Source organism: Empedobacter stercoris, from assembly GCF_025244765.1.
Classification (GTDB): domain Bacteria; phylum Bacteroidota; class Bacteroidia; order Flavobacteriales; family Weeksellaceae; genus Empedobacter; species Empedobacter stercoris.
This window is the reverse complement of record NZ_CP104209.1, coordinates 1,002,431-1,022,822: the sequence shown is the minus strand read 5'-3', so window position 1 is coordinate 1,022,822 and position 20,392 is coordinate 1,002,431. Positions and strand designations below refer to the sequence as shown.

Here is a 20,392-nt window from a genome sequence, read left to right as displayed (position 1 = left end):
TACAGTTTTAATAAAATTAGTTTTTAATTAATTTTTTTGTAACTGTTCCTTGATCAGTTTTGAATTTCAAAATATAAACACCTTTAGGTAAGTTGTTTGTTTCAACACTTCCTTTTTGTCCATCGAATTTAACAGTTTTTGTTGAAACCACTTTACCGGTCATATCTACGATATCTACTTTGATGTCATTTTTGATTGATTTATCCATTATGTAAACCATATCTTTTGCAGGATTTGGATACATTTGTAATGATGATTCTTTTAAGTCACTTGTAGATAAATCACAATTTAATACATCTGCAGGAGGCATGTCAAACGCTTCTGTACCGTCAATTCTACTGAATACACTCCCTTGACTTGCACTATATCCTAAACCACGATTAGCAAAAGCTTCCCATATTTCACATTTGTTAGCGCCTTCGTATAGTTGTTCATCAGCCATAAGGATAGCATCACGACCGTCTACAAAACCTGGAGAACATGTTTGTAATTTAAGACCTGTCATGACTAATTGTAAAGCCATGTTGTTACCTGCTTTACCATTATATAGATCAGGAGAGAAGCCATATTTGTCGATTAATTTCCAATTCATATCCCAAATCATAGATGCCCAAACATATCCTGTTCTATGTGGTGAATCGTTATTGCCATATGATTTTAAGAAGCTGTATTTTGCAGGGTTAACCGTCATATCAGTTGAATATGGAGTAGGACGAATTCCGTTTCCATCAACAGATTGACTGGTAGCAAATGTTCCAATACCTCTTTTAGTTGAGCCAGTATCACCTGGTAATTGCGTTAACATTAAGGCAAAGAAATCAGACCAACCTTCACCCATTTGTTCAAGATTACCTAAACAGTTAGAATTTGTTATTGGGCCAGTTAAACGGTTAGAAACACCGTGTCCGTATTCGTGTGCAATGATACCATTATCAAAACTTCCGTCAGCGTAAGGAATGTCTTTGTGTTGTAGACTTGCATTAACAGTTGTTCCGTTTATTAGTTCATTTTTTATTTTGTCTCCATTAATTCTTGTCAATCCAACAACAGGAATTGTAATAGAAGAATCGTTTCCTGTGATTGTAAAGTTTCCTCCAATATTATTGATTATGATAAGTGCTTTTGCACCTGCATTTTGTGCATTTTTAGCTTTTGTAACATAATTACAACTTCCTCCTTTGTAGACAACAGCAATTTTGTCAGCAATTTCAGCAGTATTTGTTATGGTGCCACAACCATCAAATTCGTTTCCTTCTGTTTCGCTTTTACGTAATAAAGCTAAGTCTTTAGTTAGGGCTGTAGTAGGTAATTCAGCACCAAACGGCGAAAAGAAAACACTATATTTTCCTGCAATTGTTGAAGGAGAATTGATTGTTAAAGGATCTGTATCTGCATTTGCTGGAGGATTCCACAAATACATTGCCATACGAGGTGATCTACCATCAGCAGGTGTGGCAAATGTTGCATTGTTTAAAATACCTTCATTAAATCGTGTTTGAGCTAATGCTACTACATCATCATTTCCTGTTGCTCCTTTTCCATAATTATCTTTTTGGAAATTTCCGTTTACTTCAGTAAAACCATAGTTGTAAAGAATGTCATGCATCATATTATTCATATAGAATAAATTAGTTGTAGCTGCTTGCCAGTTTTTAAAAGGATTTAAACTGAAATCTACAGGGAAATCAAAATTTAAAGATTCTCCTGCATCTGCGTAATCATTGTTGTTAATTGTAACTGTATTTGCTATAGAATTGAACGTATTATATGCAGTTGAATTATGATCTCGTACAGCTCGTACATTATTCCCTTCGGTTCTTGTTTTGATTGTTCCATCCGCTACATTATGCCAACCATTTGGAGATGCAGTGGTGTTAGATATAGATAAATTAACAATTGAACGATTACCTCTGTTAGGCGCTTCTATTGGTAATTTGTAGATATTATACTGAGCAGATGCTACATTATTACCATCGTCATATAACCAATCCCAATCCGCTTTATTAAAGTGTGCTAAATTTTCGTTATGAAAGGCTCCATGATCAAAACTACAGCTTAACGTTGTATTGTGTTTATCTATGATTGTGCCATTTTTAGCATCAACAACAACATGTATGACATCGTTCTGTTTTTCGTTAAATAATCGATAAGATAATGTATAACTTAAAATAGCTTCTTTCTGATCATTGATAAAATAAACCAATTCAGAAGTGTCATCTTTTGTAAAATGAACACCAAATTCATCTGAAGAATCGTTCGTGATAAGTTTTAAACCTTCTGATTGTGCAATGTTCTGAAGTATTTGTTGAGATGTAAGTGTTGGAGTAACAGCTGCAGATTTTAACTCAGAATTAAAATTTTCAGAGGTTAAAGCAGAAACAACTTGATTGTTTTTTACTAAATAAGTTGTGTAACTGTTGTAAACAGGAATTCCTTGGAAAGTTCGTTGAGTAAATACTCTTTGAGTTTGATCTTTTTCGTCATTAATCGTTTGTACAAATTTGTACTCGACATTGTTACCCGATCTCTGTAGTTGGTAATTATCAATTAATTGTTCAGCATTCTGAGCTTGAGCAGTCATTGATAACAAAAACGCAGAGAAGATAAGAGTAAAATTTTTCTTCATTTGTATAGTGTTATTAATTTAAATAAAGTTATATTATTTTTTTAATTAATGACTAATTAATACGACAAATAAATAAAAATGATGTTATTAAATAAATAATTAGATAAAAAAAGCATCCAAATTTTGTTTGGATGCTTTATAAAACTCAGTATTTATTAATTACTGAAACATATCTTTTACACGTTCAAAAAATGATTTCTCATTCTTAGAAGGTTCTGGTGAGAAATGATCGTCATCTCTCATTTTTTCAAAATACGCTTCTTGATCCTTTGATAAATGAGTTGGTGTCCAAATGTTAACATGAACAAATAAATCACCTTTTCCATAACCGTTAAGATCAGGTAAACCTTGACCTTTTAGGCGTAATACTTTACCAGATTGAGTTCCTTTATCAATTTTGATTTTTACCTTTCCATTAACTGTTGGAATTTCTTTTGAAGCTCCTAAAACAGCATCAGGAATAGAAACATACAAATCAAAATGTAGGTTGTTTCCATCACGCTTTAATGTGTCGTGTTCTTCTTCTTCGATAACAACTAATAAATCCCCAGGTACACCATCAAAAGGCGCATCGTTACCTTTTCCACGAACTTGCAATTGAATTCCTTCTCTAGCTCCTGCTGGGATTTTCAGGTCAATTGTTTCCTCAACTTTGATTAAACCTTGATTATTTGCTCCTGAAGGAATTTTATCCGCAACTTTTCCAACACCTTGACAAGTAGAACAAGTTGTAGCAGTCTGCATTTGTCCTAAAAATGTGTTCGTAACGCGAACCTGTTGTCCCGAACCACCACAAGATGGACATGTTTTAGATGTAACACCTTCAGCTTGTTTGAAACGTTTAACTTTTACTTTTTTCTCGCAACCGTTTACCATTTCTTCTAAGTTCAATTTTACGCGAATACGCAAATCAGAACCTTTCATTCGACGTGGACCTCGAGATTGACCTCCAAATCCGCCTCCGAATCCACCACCTCCAAAGATATCGCCGAAATGAGAGAAAATATCTTCCATGTTCATTCCGCCTCCGCCGAATCCTCCGCCAGCAGCTCCGCCCATTCCAGCATGTCCGAATTGGTCGTAACGTGCACGTTTTTGGTCGTCACTTAAAATTTCGTAAGCTTCTGCAGCTTCTTTAAATTTTTCTTCTGCCTCTTTGTCACCAGGATTTTTGTCAGGGTGAAATTTGATGGCAAGTTTACGATAAGCTTTTTTGATAACATCAGCATTTGCCGATTTATCTACGCCTAATATTTCGTAATAATCTCTTTTTGATGACATGTTCTTAATCTAAATTACAATCCAACAACAACTTTTGCGTAGCGAACTACCACATCATTTAATAAATAACCCGTTTCTACAATATCTACAATTTTACCTTTCAACTCTTCTGTTGGAGCAGGTATTTGTGTGATAGCTTCATGTAAATCAGTATTAAAATCGTCTCCAGCTTTGGTTTCCATTTCTTTTAAACCTTTTCCGCGTAACGTTTCGATTAATTTATTATTGATTAATTCAACACCTTGATGTAAGCTGTCGTCTCCAGATTTTTCAATTTGAGTTAATGCGCGACCGAAATCATCTAAAACAGGTAACAAAGATGTAATCACTTCTTTATTTGCTGTTTTGAAAATATCCATACGCTCACGCGATGTACGTTTTTTGTAATTATCAAACTCAGCAAATAAACGCAAATATTGGTCTTTCTCCTTTGCTAATTGTTCTTTAATAATTTCTAATTCTGACTTTCCAGAAGTTTCTTCTTGTGGCTGTTCTACAGTGTTTTCCGTTTCTTGAACGTTCTCTTGAATGTTTTCGTTCTCTAATTCTTCGTGTATATTTTGGTCAGACATATTCTTATTCGTTTTTTTGTTTCTGATAGAATCAAATAGTTTGCCAATGCCCATAGTGTGTCGTTTTGTCAGATTTTAAGTAAAAAAAGAAGCACTTCTGTCTTTAGAAGTGCTTCGGTAAATGTATGAAGTTTTTTTTGAATTGAATTTTGATATTATTTTTAATAATGTCTTTTTCCTGTATAATATATATGATAATTCTTTGGGATTATTTTTAAACCCAGTTTTTTATCATTTTTTCTAATTTCAGAAAGTTGCGCATTTTTATTATATATGATAAATAAACTATCGTTATCAATTAGAATAATATCTAAAATATCAAGATGACGACAATTTCGTGTTTTTTATGTTCAATTTTATTAGTGATATCTATATAATTAGGATAAACTGTAGTAAGTCCACTTTTTATATACCATTCTATCTTGTAATTTTCACTCTCAATAGTTTTAAGTATTAAAGTTTTATCTTCATTAAGATTACTACATCCGAAGAATAAACTGAAAATGGTAATAATAAGGGATTTAGGTTTCAATAAATATATTTTTAAAACTTAAAATTAATTTTTCCATTAAAGAAACGTCCTGTCAAATAATTTGGCATTGTATAAACTCGGTTAGAGTTTACATCACGAATCCATGAATTACTGATTTCATTTTTAATATCAAACACATTGAAAACATCCACACCAATCGATATTTCTTTGAAATTACTCCAAAATGTTCCGCTTGATGGTTTTAAGTCTTTTTGATTGATAATTTCTTTTACAAAACCAATGTCCACGCGTTTGTAATCTGTCAACGTTGTTTGGTATTGGTAAGGATCAGCAAATTGAGGTGCTCCGTTCGGTAAACCAGATGCATAAATCAAATTAACATTTACCTTGAAAGATGGTAAAAACTCCATGTAATCTTGGAAAAACGCCGATAATTTGAATCGAGGATCTGTTGGTAACGGAATATTTCCTTTGTCATCAATGTTTTGATAAGCGCGTGCGTACGATGCCGAGAACCAAGAATCGATTCCTGGAACAAACTGTCCAAATAAACGCATATCAACTCCGTAAGCATAACCTTTTGAGTTATTGTCTGCCGTATAACGAATTCTTACATTGTCTACATAATACGGATTCAGGTCGTTTAAGATTTTATAATAAACCTCAGATGTTAACTTGAACGGACGATCCATCCACTTGAATTCGTAATCGTTTCCAAGAATAAAATGTATAGATTGTTGTGATTTTACTTTGTCATTTAAACTTCCATCTAAACGACGAATTTCGCGATAGAAGGGAGGTTGATAATAAATACCTGTCGAAAAACGGAACAACATATCTTTTTCCCAATTTGGTTTAATCGCAATTTGTGCGCGAGGTGAAACCGTTGTTTCTTCGTTAAAATCCCAATAAGCTGCTCGAACACCAGCATTGAACAATACTTTTGCATCGTTCCACATGAATTTGCTCGTGTATTGTGCGTAACCAGAAAAACGATTGGTTTTTAAATTATTTTTTGAATTAACATAATAACTTAAATTTAATCCTTGATTAGGGTTCGGATTCACAACATATCCCGTCGAATCTATTGCTTGCCATTCACCTAATAAATCGCGAATGTCTTCTTGTTGAAATTTTGCTCCCCATTCAATATTATTGTTTCCATTGATTTTATACTTTCCCTTGTGTTGAATTCCCGCCACCAATGCATCAAAATTATTTCGTGCATGGTCAATTTGAGAACCAACATCATTGGTTGAGGTTGCTTTACCATCGGCATCAACTTCTGAAATAAAATAAGAACCTTGAATATCAAAATATTCTCTTTCTTTCGAATGGTATGCAAAAACATCTAAACCTAAGTCTAATTTAGAATTCGGTTGATAGGTAAACGATAAACTTCCCGTTTCAGTTGCAAATTTGTCGTCTTCTTTTCCGTTGTAATAAACGGTTAATAACAATGGATTATCTACAGCATTGATATATGTTTCACGTTTTATCGGAAACATTTCGTAGCGAGAACGTGACATGGTTCCTAAAAATGCAACATTCCATTTGTCATTTAATTTATAATTGATATTTGCTTGTACATCGTAATATTCAGGGTTGAAATTGGTGTCACCTTTTAAGGTGTTTAAAATTAAATTTCTATTCTGATAGCGTGCACCAACAATAGCCGAAAGTTTTTTGTCTTTAGAAGCTCTACCTAATGTCAAACTTCCACCCATTAAACTTGCTTCTAATTGTCCTTCAAATTTTTTAGGACGTTTGTAAGTTACATCTAAAACGGATGACATTTTGTCGCCGTATTTAGCTTCCCATCCACCAGCGGAAAAGTTGATGAATTCTGTCATTGACGGATTTACAAAGCCTAAACCTTCTTGTTCACCAGCGCGAATAAGTTGAGGTTTGTACACTTCTATTCCGTTAACGTAAATTAAATTTTCGTCATAATTTCCTCCGCGAACCATGTACTGCGAACTCAATTCGGTGTTCGAGTTAACGAATGGCAAGGTTTTTAATAAATCAGCAACTCCACCTGTCAAACTTGGTCCTTGTTGCATTTGTGCTGCACTTAAAACGGTGCTTTGCAAAGGTTTGTTTGTATTGGATTGAAATGAAATTGTTGCTTCGCCCAATTGAATCGCATTAGTTTCATCGGGTACTAATTGAACAAATATTTCTTTTCTATTTTTATCCTTTAACGTAAAAGTTTGTGCAAACGAATGATAACCATTGTTGTTGAATGTTACTGTAATCGATTCATTTGACGGAATATCAATTTTGAAATTACCATTTTGATCCGTAAAAAATGATTGATCATTTACGATAATTTCGGCATCGCTTATCGGTATTCTATTTTCGTCGACAACTTTACCATTAATTTGTGCTGTTTGCGCAAATAAAATTCCACCCAAAAGTGATAAACTTATGGTACTAAGAAATCTTTTTGAATGTTGTAGAGTACGTTGCTGTGTTGTTTTTTTCATCTTTCACGTTTAATTCTAATTGATGGTCGCCAACCGAAATCTGTTCTTTATTCAAATTAATTGTTAATCGTTTAATTTTATGATCATATTCGGCTAAAACCCATTTTCCATCTATATAAGCCTTGTAGTCTTTTATTCCAGATTGTGTATCATTTATTGTAAACCGAATAATACCATTTGATTGAGTAAATTGACTACCTGATTTGATATTTAACGGAGTAATTGTCGGTTTAGTATTATCGATTAAAATAGAAAAAACACCAAAATCTTTTGGATTTGCAACCAGCTTTCCATTTTTAAGTGTTGTTGTTAAATAATCTTTTTTCCAAACGCCTCTTTTTTGATACTCACGAACAATGACAGCTTTGTCTAATTGTGCAGTAGGAATCTCAGCTGTAGGTTCTATTGCAAGCGTATAAGTTTGATGAATTGGCATATAATAATCGCCAACCCAATGTTTCCCATTCGAGAATTTGTAGCTTAAATCAAAATCTTCGTAGAAGATATTTTTTGGAAAAAAGATTTCGATTCCTTGATTTTTGAAATGATTTTCTTTGTTCCATAACATTGGATTTGTTTCAGGAGTTTTTACACTTTCTACAAACGATTTTCCATTGACTAAAAACGATTGCGAAGATAAATTTCCGGCATAATCAGAAACATCAATTTTTACTTTATACGATTTTCCATCTTCAAGTTCTAAAATTCCGTTATTCTTCAAATTAGAATACATTCGCACAGGATTTCCATCTTTCACAAATCCTTGATACACCCAACTATTATTTTTCTGAATATCGGAATAGTCACACGTGCTATTTATAGCTCGGGCTTCATCAAACGAAAAACGGTTTGAGGTAAAGGTGTAAATCGGTTCATCATTTACATAAATATTGATTTGATGTACACCGTTGTTGTTTTCTGCGCCATTGTGCTTGTCGTAAGCTTTTATACCAAATCCAATCGTTCCTGAAGCTGAAATAGATCCACCATTTGCTACAGCGATACGATTATTTTTTTGATTCACTTCACCATTAATTGGGTAAGCGTATAGTCCTAAAATAGAAGGTTTTTTTGTGTCTGGAATATCAAAACCAAAATAAAAGGGGTTGATTGGTTCTTCCGTCTTTGTATCACGAATTTCGAAGTGTAAATGCGGACCGCCAGAACTACCAGAGTTTCCTGAAAGAGCAATCAAATCTCCTGCTTTTACAGGAATTTCATTTGTTTTTGGATGTAATTCAATTTTAAAGGTTTCTTTCGCATATTGTTGTTTACGCACATAAGCTTGTAATTCTGGTGTAAATTCTCTCAAATGTGCATAAACAGAAGTGTATCCATTTGGATGATCGATATAAAGTGCATTTCCGTAGCCTGTTGGCGAAACATTGATACGAGAAATATAACCGTCTCCAATTGCGTTTACTTTTAAACCTTCTCGTTGTTGTGTTTTTATATCAAGTCCAGCATGAAAATGATTGCTACGAAGCTCTCCGAAATTACCTGATAAATAATTGGTGATTTCTAATGGATTCTGAAATATATTTTTGGGATAACTGTCTGCCTTCGGTTGTTCTGCTCGTTGTCCAAAAACAGTAGAACATAGTAATAGGTTTAGTAAAATTGGTTTAATCACGTTCATTTTTTCTATTCAATAATTAACAAATTAGTTAAATGTAAACTAATTCTTCTACAAACATCATTAATCTTTAGAATTTTTAAAAATTATTTAGAGATAATTTTTTCTAAAATTAAGTTTTAAATGTTGTAAATTGTAAAAGTGAATAGGATTAATTAAAAAAATAAGTATGATTTGTATTATTTGTTTTTCCGTTATTAGAAGTTTACTGTAAGTGTGGATAAAAACAGATAGATAAAGCAGAATAAGAGAGTAAATATCTATTTGTCAAATGAATAAAAAAAAACTGATAATATTTAGGTTTTTGTATTGATTAGATGTAAAAAAATACTATTTTTGCAATAGAAGCTAGGATAATAGAAATTCTCAGGAGATGGAAAAAATGGTAAAATTTAATGAACTTGAAAACAAGGTTTTAAGTGTTTTAGGCCAACTTGGGAATTATAAAGATATATTGAAAGACGCAGAAAACTCGATTCAAGAATTGGAAAAATTACAAAATGAAATCAATTCTTTGAAAGAGGATAATGCCAGATTAAAAAATAAATTGAGAGATTCGCAAGCGAATAACTTAAATTTAAATGAAGAAGTAAAACGATTAAAAGTCGTTAATGCAATGAGCGGAAATCAGGAGTATAAACAAATGATGAAGCAAAGAATGAACAAGTTAATCAAAGAAGTCGATACGTGCATCGCTCAAATTAAAACTAATAATTAATAAAAAAGAATGTCAACTCAACGAATTGAGATAAAAATTGCTTCACGTCATTATCCCATGACGATTAATTCTGATGAAGAAGAAATGTTACTTTCTTGTGCAGAAGAAATAAATAGTATTTTGAAACAATTTGAACAAAAGTACGCTGTTTCTGACAAACAAGACGCACTTGCAATGGTGACAATTCAATTAGCTTTACGCGAAGCAAAACTGAAAAAGCAAGTGAAAGATAATGAAGAAATGACAACAGAGCGCATTTCGAAGTTATTAGAATTGATTGATCAGTCAATCGTAAAATAAAAAGAGAAGTTCTGACAGTTATAAAACTGTCCAATAAACAATATTCCTACATTAGTTCTAGCTATTTTGGTTAACTCAACACTAGTTTTGTTACCGAGTGAACACCGTTCGGAAAGCGGGCCGCAACCTTTATAGGTTCATTTATTTGACAGCGGATACTTGACTAACGGACTAACTCAAATCCTGTTTACAGGAGTTAACTCAAAACATACTTTACTAATGTAGGTTTTTTTATATATAAACATTACATAAACTATGGAACCAATGACAATAATTATTGCAATTGTTACATTAATCATAGGTGCGGCGGTAGGATATTTCTTATCAAAAAAATCAGTTGATAAGCAAAATCAAGAACTGATTGATGAAGCTACTCGCAAAGCACAAAATTTGATTAGTGATGCTGAAAAAGATGGAGAAGCGATTAAAAAAGAGAAAATTTTTCAAGCAAAAGAAAAATTTTTAGAATTAAAATCTAAACACGAAGAAGTTGTTAATCAACGCGAAAGAAAAGTAGCTGATGCTGAGCTTAAAGTAAAAGAACGTGAAGAGAGAATCAAAACGGACTTAGCAGATATTCAGAAACAAAAAGATCAGATTAAATCTGAGAAAGGAAATATACAATCACGCACTGAAAAGCTTAACATTAAGCAAAAGGAAGTGGATACTATGCACAAAAAACAAGTAGAAATCCTTGAAAAAATATCAAATTATTCTGCTGATGAAGCTCGTGCTGAATTGATTGAAGTTTTGAAAGATGAAGCGAGAACAAAAGCTCAAGCGCATATTCAAGAAATTATGGAAGATGCTGAGTTAGATGCTAAAAATCAGGCACGTAAGATTGTTATTTCTTCTATTCAACGTATCGGAACGGAACAAGCAATAGAAAATGCAGTGTCTGTATTTAATATCGAATCTGACGAAATCAAAGGACGTATTATTGGTCGTGAAGGTCGTAACATTCGTGCAATAGAAGCTGCAACAGGAGTTGAGGTAATTGTAGACGATACACCAGAAGCGATTATCCTTTCTTGTTTTGATCCTGTTCGACGTGAAATAGCTCGTTTATCTTTGCACCGTTTAGTAACCGATGGTCGTATTCATCCAGCTCGTATCGAAGAAGTTGTTGCAAAAACAACTAAACAAATTGAGGATGAAATCATCGAAGTTGGTAAGAAAACGATCCTTGATTTAGGAATTCATGGTTTACATAAAGATTTGGTTCGTATCGTTGGGCGCATGAAATATCGTTCTTCTTACGGTCAAAACTTGTTACAACACTCTCGTGAGGTTGCAAATTTAGCAGGAACGTTAGCTGCAGAATTAGGGTTAAATCCTAAATTAGCGAAACGTGCAGGTTTGTTACATGATATTGGTAAAGTACCGGAGCAAGAATCAGAATTGCCACACGCTATTTTGGGGATGCAATGGGCAGAGAAATATGGTGAACATCCAGATGTAATTAATGCGATTGGAGCACACCACGACGAAATTGAAATGACATCATTGCTTTCGCCAATTGTACAAGTTGCGGATAGTATCTCTGGAGCTCGTCCAGGTGCGCGTCGTCAAGTTGTAGAGTCGTACATGCAACGTTTAAAAGATTTAGAAGCGACTGCACTTAATTTTGACGGAGTTGAAAAAGCATATGCTATACAAGCCGGGCGTGAATTGCGTGTAATTGTAGAAAGTGATAAAGTTGATGATACAAAAGCAGCTGAATTATCTTTCTTAATTTCAGATAAAATTCAAAACGAAATGACTTATCCAGGTCAAGTTCGTGTAACTGTAATTCGTGAAACTCGTGCAGTGAATATTGCCAGATAAAATTTAGAATTTATTTATATTCTTTTAGGCAAGTCTACATCAAGGCTTGCCTATTTTTTTGCTGAATTATAGAAAAATAATTAGCAATTTAGTTGTAGTTTCGATAAAAATTATTAAATTATAACGAATAAAAATACAAAATCAACTAATTATAAATCAATTAATTAACAACTTGTTGATAACCTTTTTAATTTTTAAGATTCCAAAATTTTTAATTGTAAAATCTTATCTTAATTTTGAAAGAATCGATGAATGATTGAAACGAAAATGTAACCCCATTGAGGTTCAAATTTCTAAAAAAAATAAAACAACCAACTTTATTTTTTTTCATGAAAAAAAATCGTTTTTATTAAAGTTTATTAATCTAAAAAGTCTAAAAAAAACTATGTCTATTTTTGATAAAAGGATAAACTATAAACCGTTTGAATATCCTGAAATTTTAACCTTTACAGAAGCAATCCAAAAAGCATATTGGGTACATGGAGAAGTAGATTTTACTTCGGATATACAAGATTATCACGCCAACTTAGATGATGTGAAACGTGAAATTCACAAACGTTCTATTTTATCTATTGCACAAGTTGAGGTAACTGTAAAAGGTTTTTGGGGAGATTTATACCATTATTTTCCAAAACCAGAATTAAATGGGTTAGGCGCTACTTTTGCAGAATGTGAATTCAGACATAGTGAAGCATATTCTCGTATTTTGGAAGTAAATGGATATTTGGATGAGTTTAATGTTGCATTACAAAATCCTATTTTCAAAAGTTATAATACGTTCGTTAGTGAAATCATGCGCGACGAAAGTAAATCAATTGTAGAGAAATTATTATTCTTTGCATTGGTTATAGAAGATAGCTCGCTATTTTCGAAATTTGCAAATATCTTAGCGTTTACACGTTTTGATGGTTTAATGAAAAATACAGCAAATATTATTGCTTGGACATCTACAGATGAGCAAATTCATGCAAATGCTGGTATTTATTTGATTAATAAAATTCGTGAAGAAGGTTTATTGCCAGAAGAATTAGATCAAAACTGGGTAGAAACTGCAGTTCGTGGTTATATTGATCAAGAAGAAATGATGTTAGATTGGATTTTCGAAAATGGAGAATTCGGTTACTACTCAAAAGCAGATTTATTAAACTATATGAAATATCGTATAGACGAAGCAATTATGAAAATAGGGTATAATAAAATATATCATATTTCGCAAGAGCAATACAAACCAATGGCTTGGTTCGAAGAAGAAGTTTTTGCAAGTAGTTTAGACGATTTCTTTGCAAAACGACCTGTAGATTATACAAAACACGATAAGAGTATTTCGGCAGCCGATTTATTTTAACGACCGAAATGATTCATTAAAACACAGCTATAAATAAAATTATTTATATAATATTACATCACAATAAATTCTAAAACTATGGATAATCCGATACCACACGACGACATTCAAAACATTTTTTTTGACGGAGAAGCACCAAAATTATGGTGGAAAAACTCTGAATCTGAACAAATTTTGAATAGAGGTTATTTGTTGAAAGGCGAAACAGTTGAAGGAGCAATAGATCGTATTACAGCAGCAGCTGCAAAGCGTTTATATAAACCTGAACTTCAAGAGTCTTTTAAAGAAATGATTGAAAGAGGTTGGATGAGTTTATCATCGCCAATTTGGGCAAATATGGGAACGGAACGTGGTTTACCAATTTCTTGTTTCAATGTTCATATTCCAGATAGTATCGAAGGTATTACGCATAAATTAGGTGAAGTAATCATGCAAACAAAGATCGGTGGTGGAACTTCTGGGTATTTCGGAGAATTACGCGAGCGGGGTGCAGCAATCACAGATAACGGAAAGAGTAGTGGTGCAGTTTCATTTATGGAATTGTTCAATTCTGCAATGAACGTTGTTTCGCAAGGTTCTACACGTCGTGGTGCATTTGCAGCTTATTTGGATATCGATCATGATGATATTGAAGAATTCTTAAAAATTAAATCGATAGGGAGTCCTATTCAGAATTTATTTTATGGTGTTTGTGTGCCAGATTATTGGATGCAAGAAATGATTGATGGAGATGTTGAAAAACGTCAAATCTGGGCGAAAGTTTTAGAATCTCGTCAAGAAAAAGGATTACCTTATCTTTTCTTTACAGATAACGTTAATAAAAATAAACCGCAGGTTTACAAAGATTTAGGAATGTCAATTAATGCGTCTAATCTTTGCTCAGAAATTATGTTGCCTTCTTCTGTGGACGAATCATTTATTTGCTGTTTATCTTCTATGAACTTAGAGTTATACGACGAATGGAAAGATACAGAAGCGGTTCGTTTAGCCATCTTTTTCTTAGATGCTGTATTGCAAGAATTCATCGAAAAAACAGAAGGAAATTACTATTTAGCTTCAGCGAATCGATTTGCAAAACGTCACAGAGCTTTAGGTTTAGGTGTGTTAGGATGGCATTCTTATTTACAACGCAATATGATTCCTTTCGAAGGAATGGAGGCAAAATTGCGTACTACAGAAATATTCAAACATATACAATCAAAAGCTGATAAAGCTTCAGAAGAATTAGCACGTATTTATGGAGAACCAGAAGTATTGAAAGGTTATGGACGTCGTAATACAACGACATGTGCAATTGCACCAACAACCTCTTCTTCTGCAATTTTAGGACAAACATCTCCAGGAATTGAACCGTTTGCGTCTAATTATTACAAAGCTGGTTTATCGAAAGGGAACTTTATGCGTAAAAATAAATATTTAACAAAATTATTACGCGAAAAAGGAATCGATAACGAAGATATTTGGCGTGAAATCATGCTAAATGGAGGTTCGGTACAGCATTTAGATCAATTGACAAAAGAGGAAAAAGATGTATTCAAAACATTCAAAGAAATTTCTCAATTAGAAATTGTTCAGCAAGCAGCAATTCGTCAAAAATACATCGATCAATCGCAATCCTTAAATCTTAACATTCCGCCAGATTTACCTGTAAAAGAAGTCAACCGTTTAATGATTGAAGCTTGGCAATTAGGCGTAAAAACATTGTATTATCAACGCTCTCAATCTGTTTCAAAAGAATTAGTAGCCAACTTAGTTTCTTGTTCTTCTTGCGAGGCTTAATAAATAAAATAGTAAAATAGAATACATAAATCCGCTCAAAGAGCGGATTTTTTTAGTTTATTTAATCAAAAAGTTGAGTTAAAATGAAATTTTATGAGGATTGATTTATTTTATTATCGTAATATTACGATACGAAATTAATCTATGGGAACTACAAAATCAGAAATATTTACAGACGAACAAAATAGATTAGCACTCATGTTCAAAGTATTTGGAAATCCGGCACGTATTGCTATTTTACAATACATTATCAATCAGAAAGCGTGTATTTGCAATGATTTGGTTGATGAATTAGGCTTGGCACAAGCAACGATTTCTCAGCATTTAAAGGAGCTTAAAACACTTGGAATTATTCAAGGTACTATCGAAGGAAAGTCTGTTTGCTATTGTATCGATGAAAAAGTTTGGAATGATGTTCAAAACGATTTGATTGCATTTTTCAAACAAGATGTTCACATTAAACAATGCTGTTAATACTTTTTTTATATTAATTATCATCGTAATATTGCGATAATGGTAAAAGTAAATGAATATTAATCATAACAAGTCAAATTATAAATAATAAGCTATGACACTTGAACAAATTAAAGAAATTCTACCAACATTAGAGAATGTTGAATTTCAATTAGAAAATGGGACTTTTGTTCCCGAACACTTTCACGTAACAGAAGTTGGTCAAATTACAAAAAACTTTATCGATTGTGGCGGAACCATTCGCAACGAAAAAGTAGTTAACTTTCAGTTATGGAATGCAGATGATTACGAACATCGTCTAAAACCAGGTAAACTGTTAAACATTATCAAACTATCCGAGGAAAAAATTGGGATCGAAGATGCTGAAATTGAAGTAGAGTATCAAGCCGAAACGATTGGAAAATTTGATTTAGATTTTAACGGAAAATCTTTTGTTTTAAAAAACAAAACAACGGCATGTTTAGCCGAAGATGCGTGTGGAATTCCTAGCCAAAAACAAAAAGTGAATTTATCGGAACTAAACAATACTTGTTGTACACCTAATTCGGGTTGTTGCTAAGAATGTAAACCATTACTCATGTTTCCATTGTTAAAAAAGAATATAATAAAAATTCAAGTATTTGATGCAATATCTACTGAAAGAAAGGCTGTTTTACAGCCTTTGGTGGATTATATACAGCAAAAATTGGAGGAAAGCGAAATAATAAATCTCAATTTCATTTGCACCCACAATTCGCGTAGAAGTCATTTTGCACAAATTTGGGCTCAAGTTGCAGCCGCACATTTTAATATATCCAATGTAAATTGTTATTCGGGTGGTACAGAAGAAACGGCTTTATTTCCAAAAATCGCAGAAACATTAAGTCGGCAAGGTTTTCAAATTCTAAAAATAGCGGAAAGTAACAATCCAATTTATGCTATTAAGTTTGGCGAAAATGCGGTGCCTATTATTGGTTTTTCTAAAAAGTATGATAGTCCTTACAATCCAGTTTCAAAATTTGCAGCCATTCTGACTTGTTCACAAGCAGACGAAGGATGCCCTTTTATAGCAGGTGCAGAAAGAAGAATTCCGATAACTTTTGAAGATCCTAACATTGCAGATAACACTCCAGAACAAGATAAAGTTTACACAGAACGAAGTTGGCAAATCGCCACAGAAATGTTTTATGTCTTTTCAAAAATCAATAAATAAAAATGCAACCAAAATTAAAATTCTTAGACCGATACCTTACTCTCTGGATATTCCTTGCAATGGCATTAGGAATTGGTTTAGGCGTTATTTTTCCGAATAGTTCAAATTTTACCAATGCTTTATCCGTAGGGACAACAAATATTCCGTTAGCAATTGGACTTATTTTAATGATGTATCCGCCTTTAGCAAAAGTCGATTATTCTTTGCTTCCAACTGCATTTAAGGACAAAAAAGTGATGGGGATATCCTTGTTACTCAATTGGATTATTGGGCCCATCTTGATGTTTGTTTTGGCAATTATTTTCTTACAAAACGAACCTGATTATATGATTGGTTTAATTCTGATAGGATTAGCAAGATGTATCGCAATGGTTATTGTTTGGAGTGATCTGGCCAAAGCAAATAGAGAATACACAGCGATGTTAGTAGCATTAAACTCTATTTTTCAAGTATTATCGTACAGCTTTTTCGTATGGCTTTTTATCAATGTGTTACCAAACAAATTAGGATTAGCCACCTTTAATGTCAGCGTTTCTATGAAAGACGTTACAGAAAGTGTTGTCATATATTTAGGAATTCCATTTTTAGCAGGCTTTTTAAGTCGCTATTTTTTAATGAAATTTAAAGGTAAAGAATGGTATCATCACAAATTTATTCCTGCTATTTCTCCAATAACATTATATGCATTATTATTTACAATTGTATTAATGTTTAGTTTAAAAGGAGATCAAATTTTAGAATTACCAATGGATGTTTTAAAAATTGCAATACCTTTAATTATCTACTTTGTATTGATGTTTTTTGTGAGTTTCTTTCTTAATAAATCTGTAAAGATTCCTTATGATAAAAACGCATCTATCGCATTTACAGCCACTGGTAATAATTTCGAGTTAGCTATTGCTGTTTCTATTGCTGTTTTTGGACTTCATTCTCCTCAAGCATTTGTTGGTGTTATTGGTCCTTTGGTAGAAGTTCCTGTTTTGATTCTATTGGTAAAAGCAAGTTTATGGTTGAAAAAGAAATATTATCCATAAAAAAAGACACGAAATTTAATTTCGTGTCTTTTAAGTTTTATCCGTGAATTGCTTCTTTATTTCCATAAGATTGAATCAATTTTCCTTCGAAATCCAACCATTCTTTCCAACGTTTATCTACATCAACATCGGTTGATAATTTTCGTGCAAAATTTAAGAAAGTGGTATAATGATTAGCTTCCGAAACCATCAAATCGTAATAAAATGTAGCTAATTCTTCGTCGTTAATATTTTGAGATAATACTCTAAAACGTTCACAACTTCTGGCTTCAATCATCGCTGCAAATAACAAACGATCGACAAATGCCATGTTACGAGAACCATCTTTTTTACAAAATTTCATCAATTGTCCTACATAATCATCTTTTCGTTCGCGACCTAATGTATAACCACGACGTTCGATAATTTCTACAACCATTTTAAAATGTTGCATTTCTTCGATTGCAATATCAGACATTTCTTGAATAAATTCATCATGTTCAGAATTGTACGCAATCATGGTAATCGCATTTGTGGCTGCTTTTTGCTCGCACCACGCATGATCCGTTAAGATTTCTTCTAAATTTCTTTCCGCAATATCAGCCCAACGTGGGTCTGTTAAAAGTTTTAATCCAAGCATTTTCGAAAAATTGAACTACAAAAATACAAATTATAATTAGGATAAAAGAACCGAAACTTTTAACCAAAATAATTAGATTGAGTTAAAATAATCAGTTGATTAAACGATTTTTTTCTCAATCATTTCGATCATTACATCAGAAGCATGTTTAAAAGTAGGTGCTTGTTCTGTCAAACTTGCAGCATTTTTTTTGTTTACTTTAAAGATGATGTCTTTTTCAGTGGTGAACAATAATGCATTCGTGAATGGATTTTTGATGTATGAGCTCAAAATTAAAAACGTTTGTTCGATGCTGTGATATTGTTCCACTTCTTCCGTTTTGTAACGAAACGTAAAAGCAAAATTATACGTATTGTCTTCCAAAAGATGTAATCGCACAAAAATGTTCTTCAAATCAGTGTCTCCAATGGTTTTGGCCATCGTAAGTTTAGCAAAAGTTCCTTGGTTGATACTTGATTTCACCTCTTCGTAAAATTCTGTAAATACAGCTTGATAAGACATTTTTTATATAATTTTTTGAAGGACAAATTTACATTAAAATATATCAAATCGTTGACGGATTAATTAATATTCCAAATCAGCATCAGAAAGCTTAATTTTGTTGGATGAAAAAACTTTTAATCATTGGTCAAGTTTGGCCAGAGCCAACTTCTTCTGCGGCTGGAACTCGAATGATTCAGTTAATAGATTGTTTTCTAAAAACAGAAGTTGAAATTACATTTGCTTGCGCTGCTTCAAAATCAGATTTTAGTTTTGATTTGATTTCGAAAGGAATTAAAGAAGTTGAAATACAATTAAATGATGAAAGTTTTGATGATTTTGTGCGAGAACTTTCTCCAGAAATTGTTGTCTTTGATCGCTTTATGATCGAGGAGCAATATGGTTGGCGTGTCGCTAAAGAATGTCCAAATGCTTTGAAAATATTGGATACAGAAGATCTACATTTTCTTCGAAATGCGAGACAGGAAGCAATTAAAAAAGGTGTTGAATTTACATCTGAATTATTATTTTCCGATTTAGCAAAGCGAGAAATAGCTTCAATTTTACGTTGTGATCTATCCTTGATTATATCAAAAAAAGAGCTTGAGATTCTTCAAAATCAATTTAAAATTGATCATACTGTATTGTACTATCTTCCATTTTTAGAAGAAGAAATTACTGAGTCAAAAGTTAGTTTGTGGAAGAATTTTGAGCAGAGAACAAATTTTATGTTCATCGGAAATTTTATTCACGAACCGAATTATAATTGTGTGCAAACCTTAAAAAAAGAGATTTGGCCTATATTAAGAAAGAAACTTCCAAAAGCCGAATTGCACATTTACGGCGCTTATGTGTCGCAAAAAGTTTTGCAATTGCATAATCCGAAAGAACGATTTTTTATAAAAGGACGTGCAGAAAATGCGCAAGATACAATGTCTACTTACAAAGTTTTGTTAGCGCCGATTAATTTTGGAGCAGGTGTAAAGGGGAAATTTGTGGATGCAATGCAAACGGGAACACCTTCTGTTACGACAACAATTGGAGCAGAAGCAATGAAAGGAGATTTTGCTTGGAATGGTTATGTGGTAGATGATGTAGAATCTTTTGTGGAAAAAGCAACGTTGCTTTACACGAATGAAAATGAATGGACAACTGCACAACAAAATGGAAAGCTAATTCTGAACGAAAATTACAATAAGAATAAGTTTGAAGCTGATTTTTCAAATAAAATCAAATCTATAGAAGCTAATCTAATCTCGCATCGAAATCAGAATTTTATGGGACAGATTTTACAACATCACAACAATCAAAGTACAAAATACATGTCGCTTTGGATAGAACAGAAAAATAAAAATAGTTTGAAATAAATTAAAGAAGTTTCAAGAATAATTATTGACATCTGATTGATAATCATTGTTAATTTTTAATGAAAATATTTAACAAATAAATTAAACAAAATATTGTTGATTTAGATTTGATTTTACTAATTAAAATGTTTAATTTTGCAATTCACTTTTAAAGGTGATT

Annotated in this window: 17 protein-coding genes; 10 read left to right on the top strand and 7 right to left on the bottom strand. The window is 32.5% G+C overall.

All coding sequences use genetic code 11. From position 1 onward, the window contains the following. Nucleotides 1-16 precede the first annotated feature (16 nt). The 5 genes from NZD85_RS04780 to NZD85_RS04760 form a co-directional block, all read right to left on the bottom strand. Complete coding sequence (locus tag NZD85_RS04780; protein ID WP_260543819.1) at nt 17-2,626, bottom strand: M36 family metallopeptidase; 2,610 nt, start codon at nt 2,624-2,626, stop codon at nt 17-19. A gap of 159 nt (nt 2,627-2,785) precedes the next feature. Then, a complete protein-coding gene (gene dnaJ, locus NZD85_RS04775; protein WP_225539307.1) occupies nt 2,786-3,907 on the bottom strand; it encodes a molecular chaperone DnaJ in 1,122 nt (373 codons plus the stop codon). Nucleotides 3,908-3,921: 14 nt separating this feature from the next. Then, nucleotides 3,922-4,533: a nucleotide exchange factor GrpE gene (locus tag NZD85_RS04770; RefSeq protein WP_260543815.1), complete on the bottom strand. Its 612-nt coding sequence runs from the start codon at nt 4,531-4,533 to the stop codon at nt 3,922-3,924. Between the two features lie 489 nt (nt 4,534-5,022). After that, nucleotides 5,023-7,461, bottom strand: coding sequence for a TonB-dependent receptor (locus NZD85_RS04765; protein WP_260543813.1), 2,439 nt, complete (start codon nt 7,459-7,461; stop codon nt 5,023-5,025). Beyond that, the gene (locus NZD85_RS04760) at nt 7,409-9,100 is read right to left on the bottom strand and encodes a M23 family metallopeptidase (protein ID WP_260543811.1); all 1,692 of its coding nucleotides are present in this window, start codon (nt 9,098-9,100) and stop codon (nt 7,409-7,411) included. The genes NZD85_RS04765 and NZD85_RS04760 overlap by 53 nt, the downstream gene beginning before the upstream one ends. Before the next feature lie 370 nt (nt 9,101-9,470). On the opposite strand from NZD85_RS04760, the gene NZD85_RS04755 reads away from it, so the two are divergent. The 9 genes from NZD85_RS04755 to arsB all read left to right on the top strand — a co-directional run bounded on the left by NZD85_RS04755 (nt 9,471) and on the right by arsB (nt 17,766). Further along, complete coding sequence (locus NZD85_RS04755) at nt 9,471-9,815, top strand: hypothetical protein (protein ID WP_171622016.1); 345 nt, start codon at nt 9,471-9,473, stop codon at nt 9,813-9,815. Nucleotides 9,816-9,824: 9 nt separating this feature from the next. Beyond that, entirely contained in the window at nt 9,825-10,115 is a 291-nt protein-coding gene (locus NZD85_RS04750; protein ID WP_171622015.1) for a cell division protein ZapA, read from the top strand. 255 nt (nt 10,116-10,370) lie between these two features. Further along, nucleotides 10,371-11,942, top strand: coding sequence for a ribonuclease Y (gene rny / locus NZD85_RS04745; RefSeq protein WP_171622014.1), 1,572 nt, complete (start codon nt 10,371-10,373; stop codon nt 11,940-11,942). 385 nt (nt 11,943-12,327) lie between these two features. Next, a complete protein-coding gene (locus tag NZD85_RS04740) occupies nt 12,328-13,287 on the top strand; it encodes a ribonucleotide-diphosphate reductase subunit beta (RefSeq protein WP_260543808.1) in 960 nt (319 codons plus the stop codon). A 78-nt stretch (nt 13,288-13,365) separates the two neighbouring features. Then, on the top strand, nt 13,366-15,066 hold the full coding sequence (locus NZD85_RS04735) for a ribonucleoside-diphosphate reductase subunit alpha (RefSeq protein WP_260543806.1): 1,701 nt from the start codon (nt 13,366-13,368) through the stop codon (nt 15,064-15,066). Nucleotides 15,067-15,210: 144 nt separating this feature from the next. Next, entirely contained in the window at nt 15,211-15,540 is a 330-nt protein-coding gene (locus NZD85_RS04730; RefSeq protein WP_171622011.1) for an ArsR/SmtB family transcription factor, read from the top strand. Nucleotides 15,541-15,634: 94 nt separating this feature from the next. Beyond that, a complete protein-coding gene (locus tag NZD85_RS04725; protein ID WP_188319814.1) occupies nt 15,635-16,099 on the top strand; it encodes a DUF6428 family protein in 465 nt (154 codons plus the stop codon). Nucleotides 16,100-16,117: 18 nt separating this feature from the next. Then, entirely contained in the window at nt 16,118-16,732 is a 615-nt protein-coding gene (locus NZD85_RS04720; RefSeq protein WP_260543803.1) for a low molecular weight phosphatase family protein, read from the top strand. Between the two features lie 2 nt (nt 16,733-16,734). Then, a complete protein-coding gene (arsB, locus tag NZD85_RS04715; RefSeq protein ID WP_260543801.1) occupies nt 16,735-17,766 on the top strand; it encodes an ACR3 family arsenite efflux transporter in 1,032 nt (343 codons plus the stop codon). Nucleotides 17,767-17,803: 37 nt separating this feature from the next. Here arsB and miaE read toward each other — a convergent pair whose 3' ends face one another. Continuing rightward, on the bottom strand, nt 17,804-18,385 hold the full coding sequence (gene miaE / locus NZD85_RS04710; protein WP_171622006.1) for a tRNA-(ms[2]io[6]A)-hydroxylase: 582 nt from the start codon (nt 18,383-18,385) through the stop codon (nt 17,804-17,806). Between the two features lie 99 nt (nt 18,386-18,484). Beyond that, complete coding sequence (locus NZD85_RS04705) at nt 18,485-18,886, bottom strand: hypothetical protein (protein WP_225539303.1); 402 nt, start codon at nt 18,884-18,886, stop codon at nt 18,485-18,487. Between the two features lie 104 nt (nt 18,887-18,990). Here NZD85_RS04705 and NZD85_RS04700 point away from each other — a divergent pair, with 104 nt between their 5' ends. After that, on the top strand, nt 18,991-20,232 hold the full coding sequence (locus NZD85_RS04700; RefSeq protein WP_171622004.1) for a glycosyltransferase: 1,242 nt from the start codon (nt 18,991-18,993) through the stop codon (nt 20,230-20,232). Nucleotides 20,233-20,392: the final 160 nt, after the last annotated feature.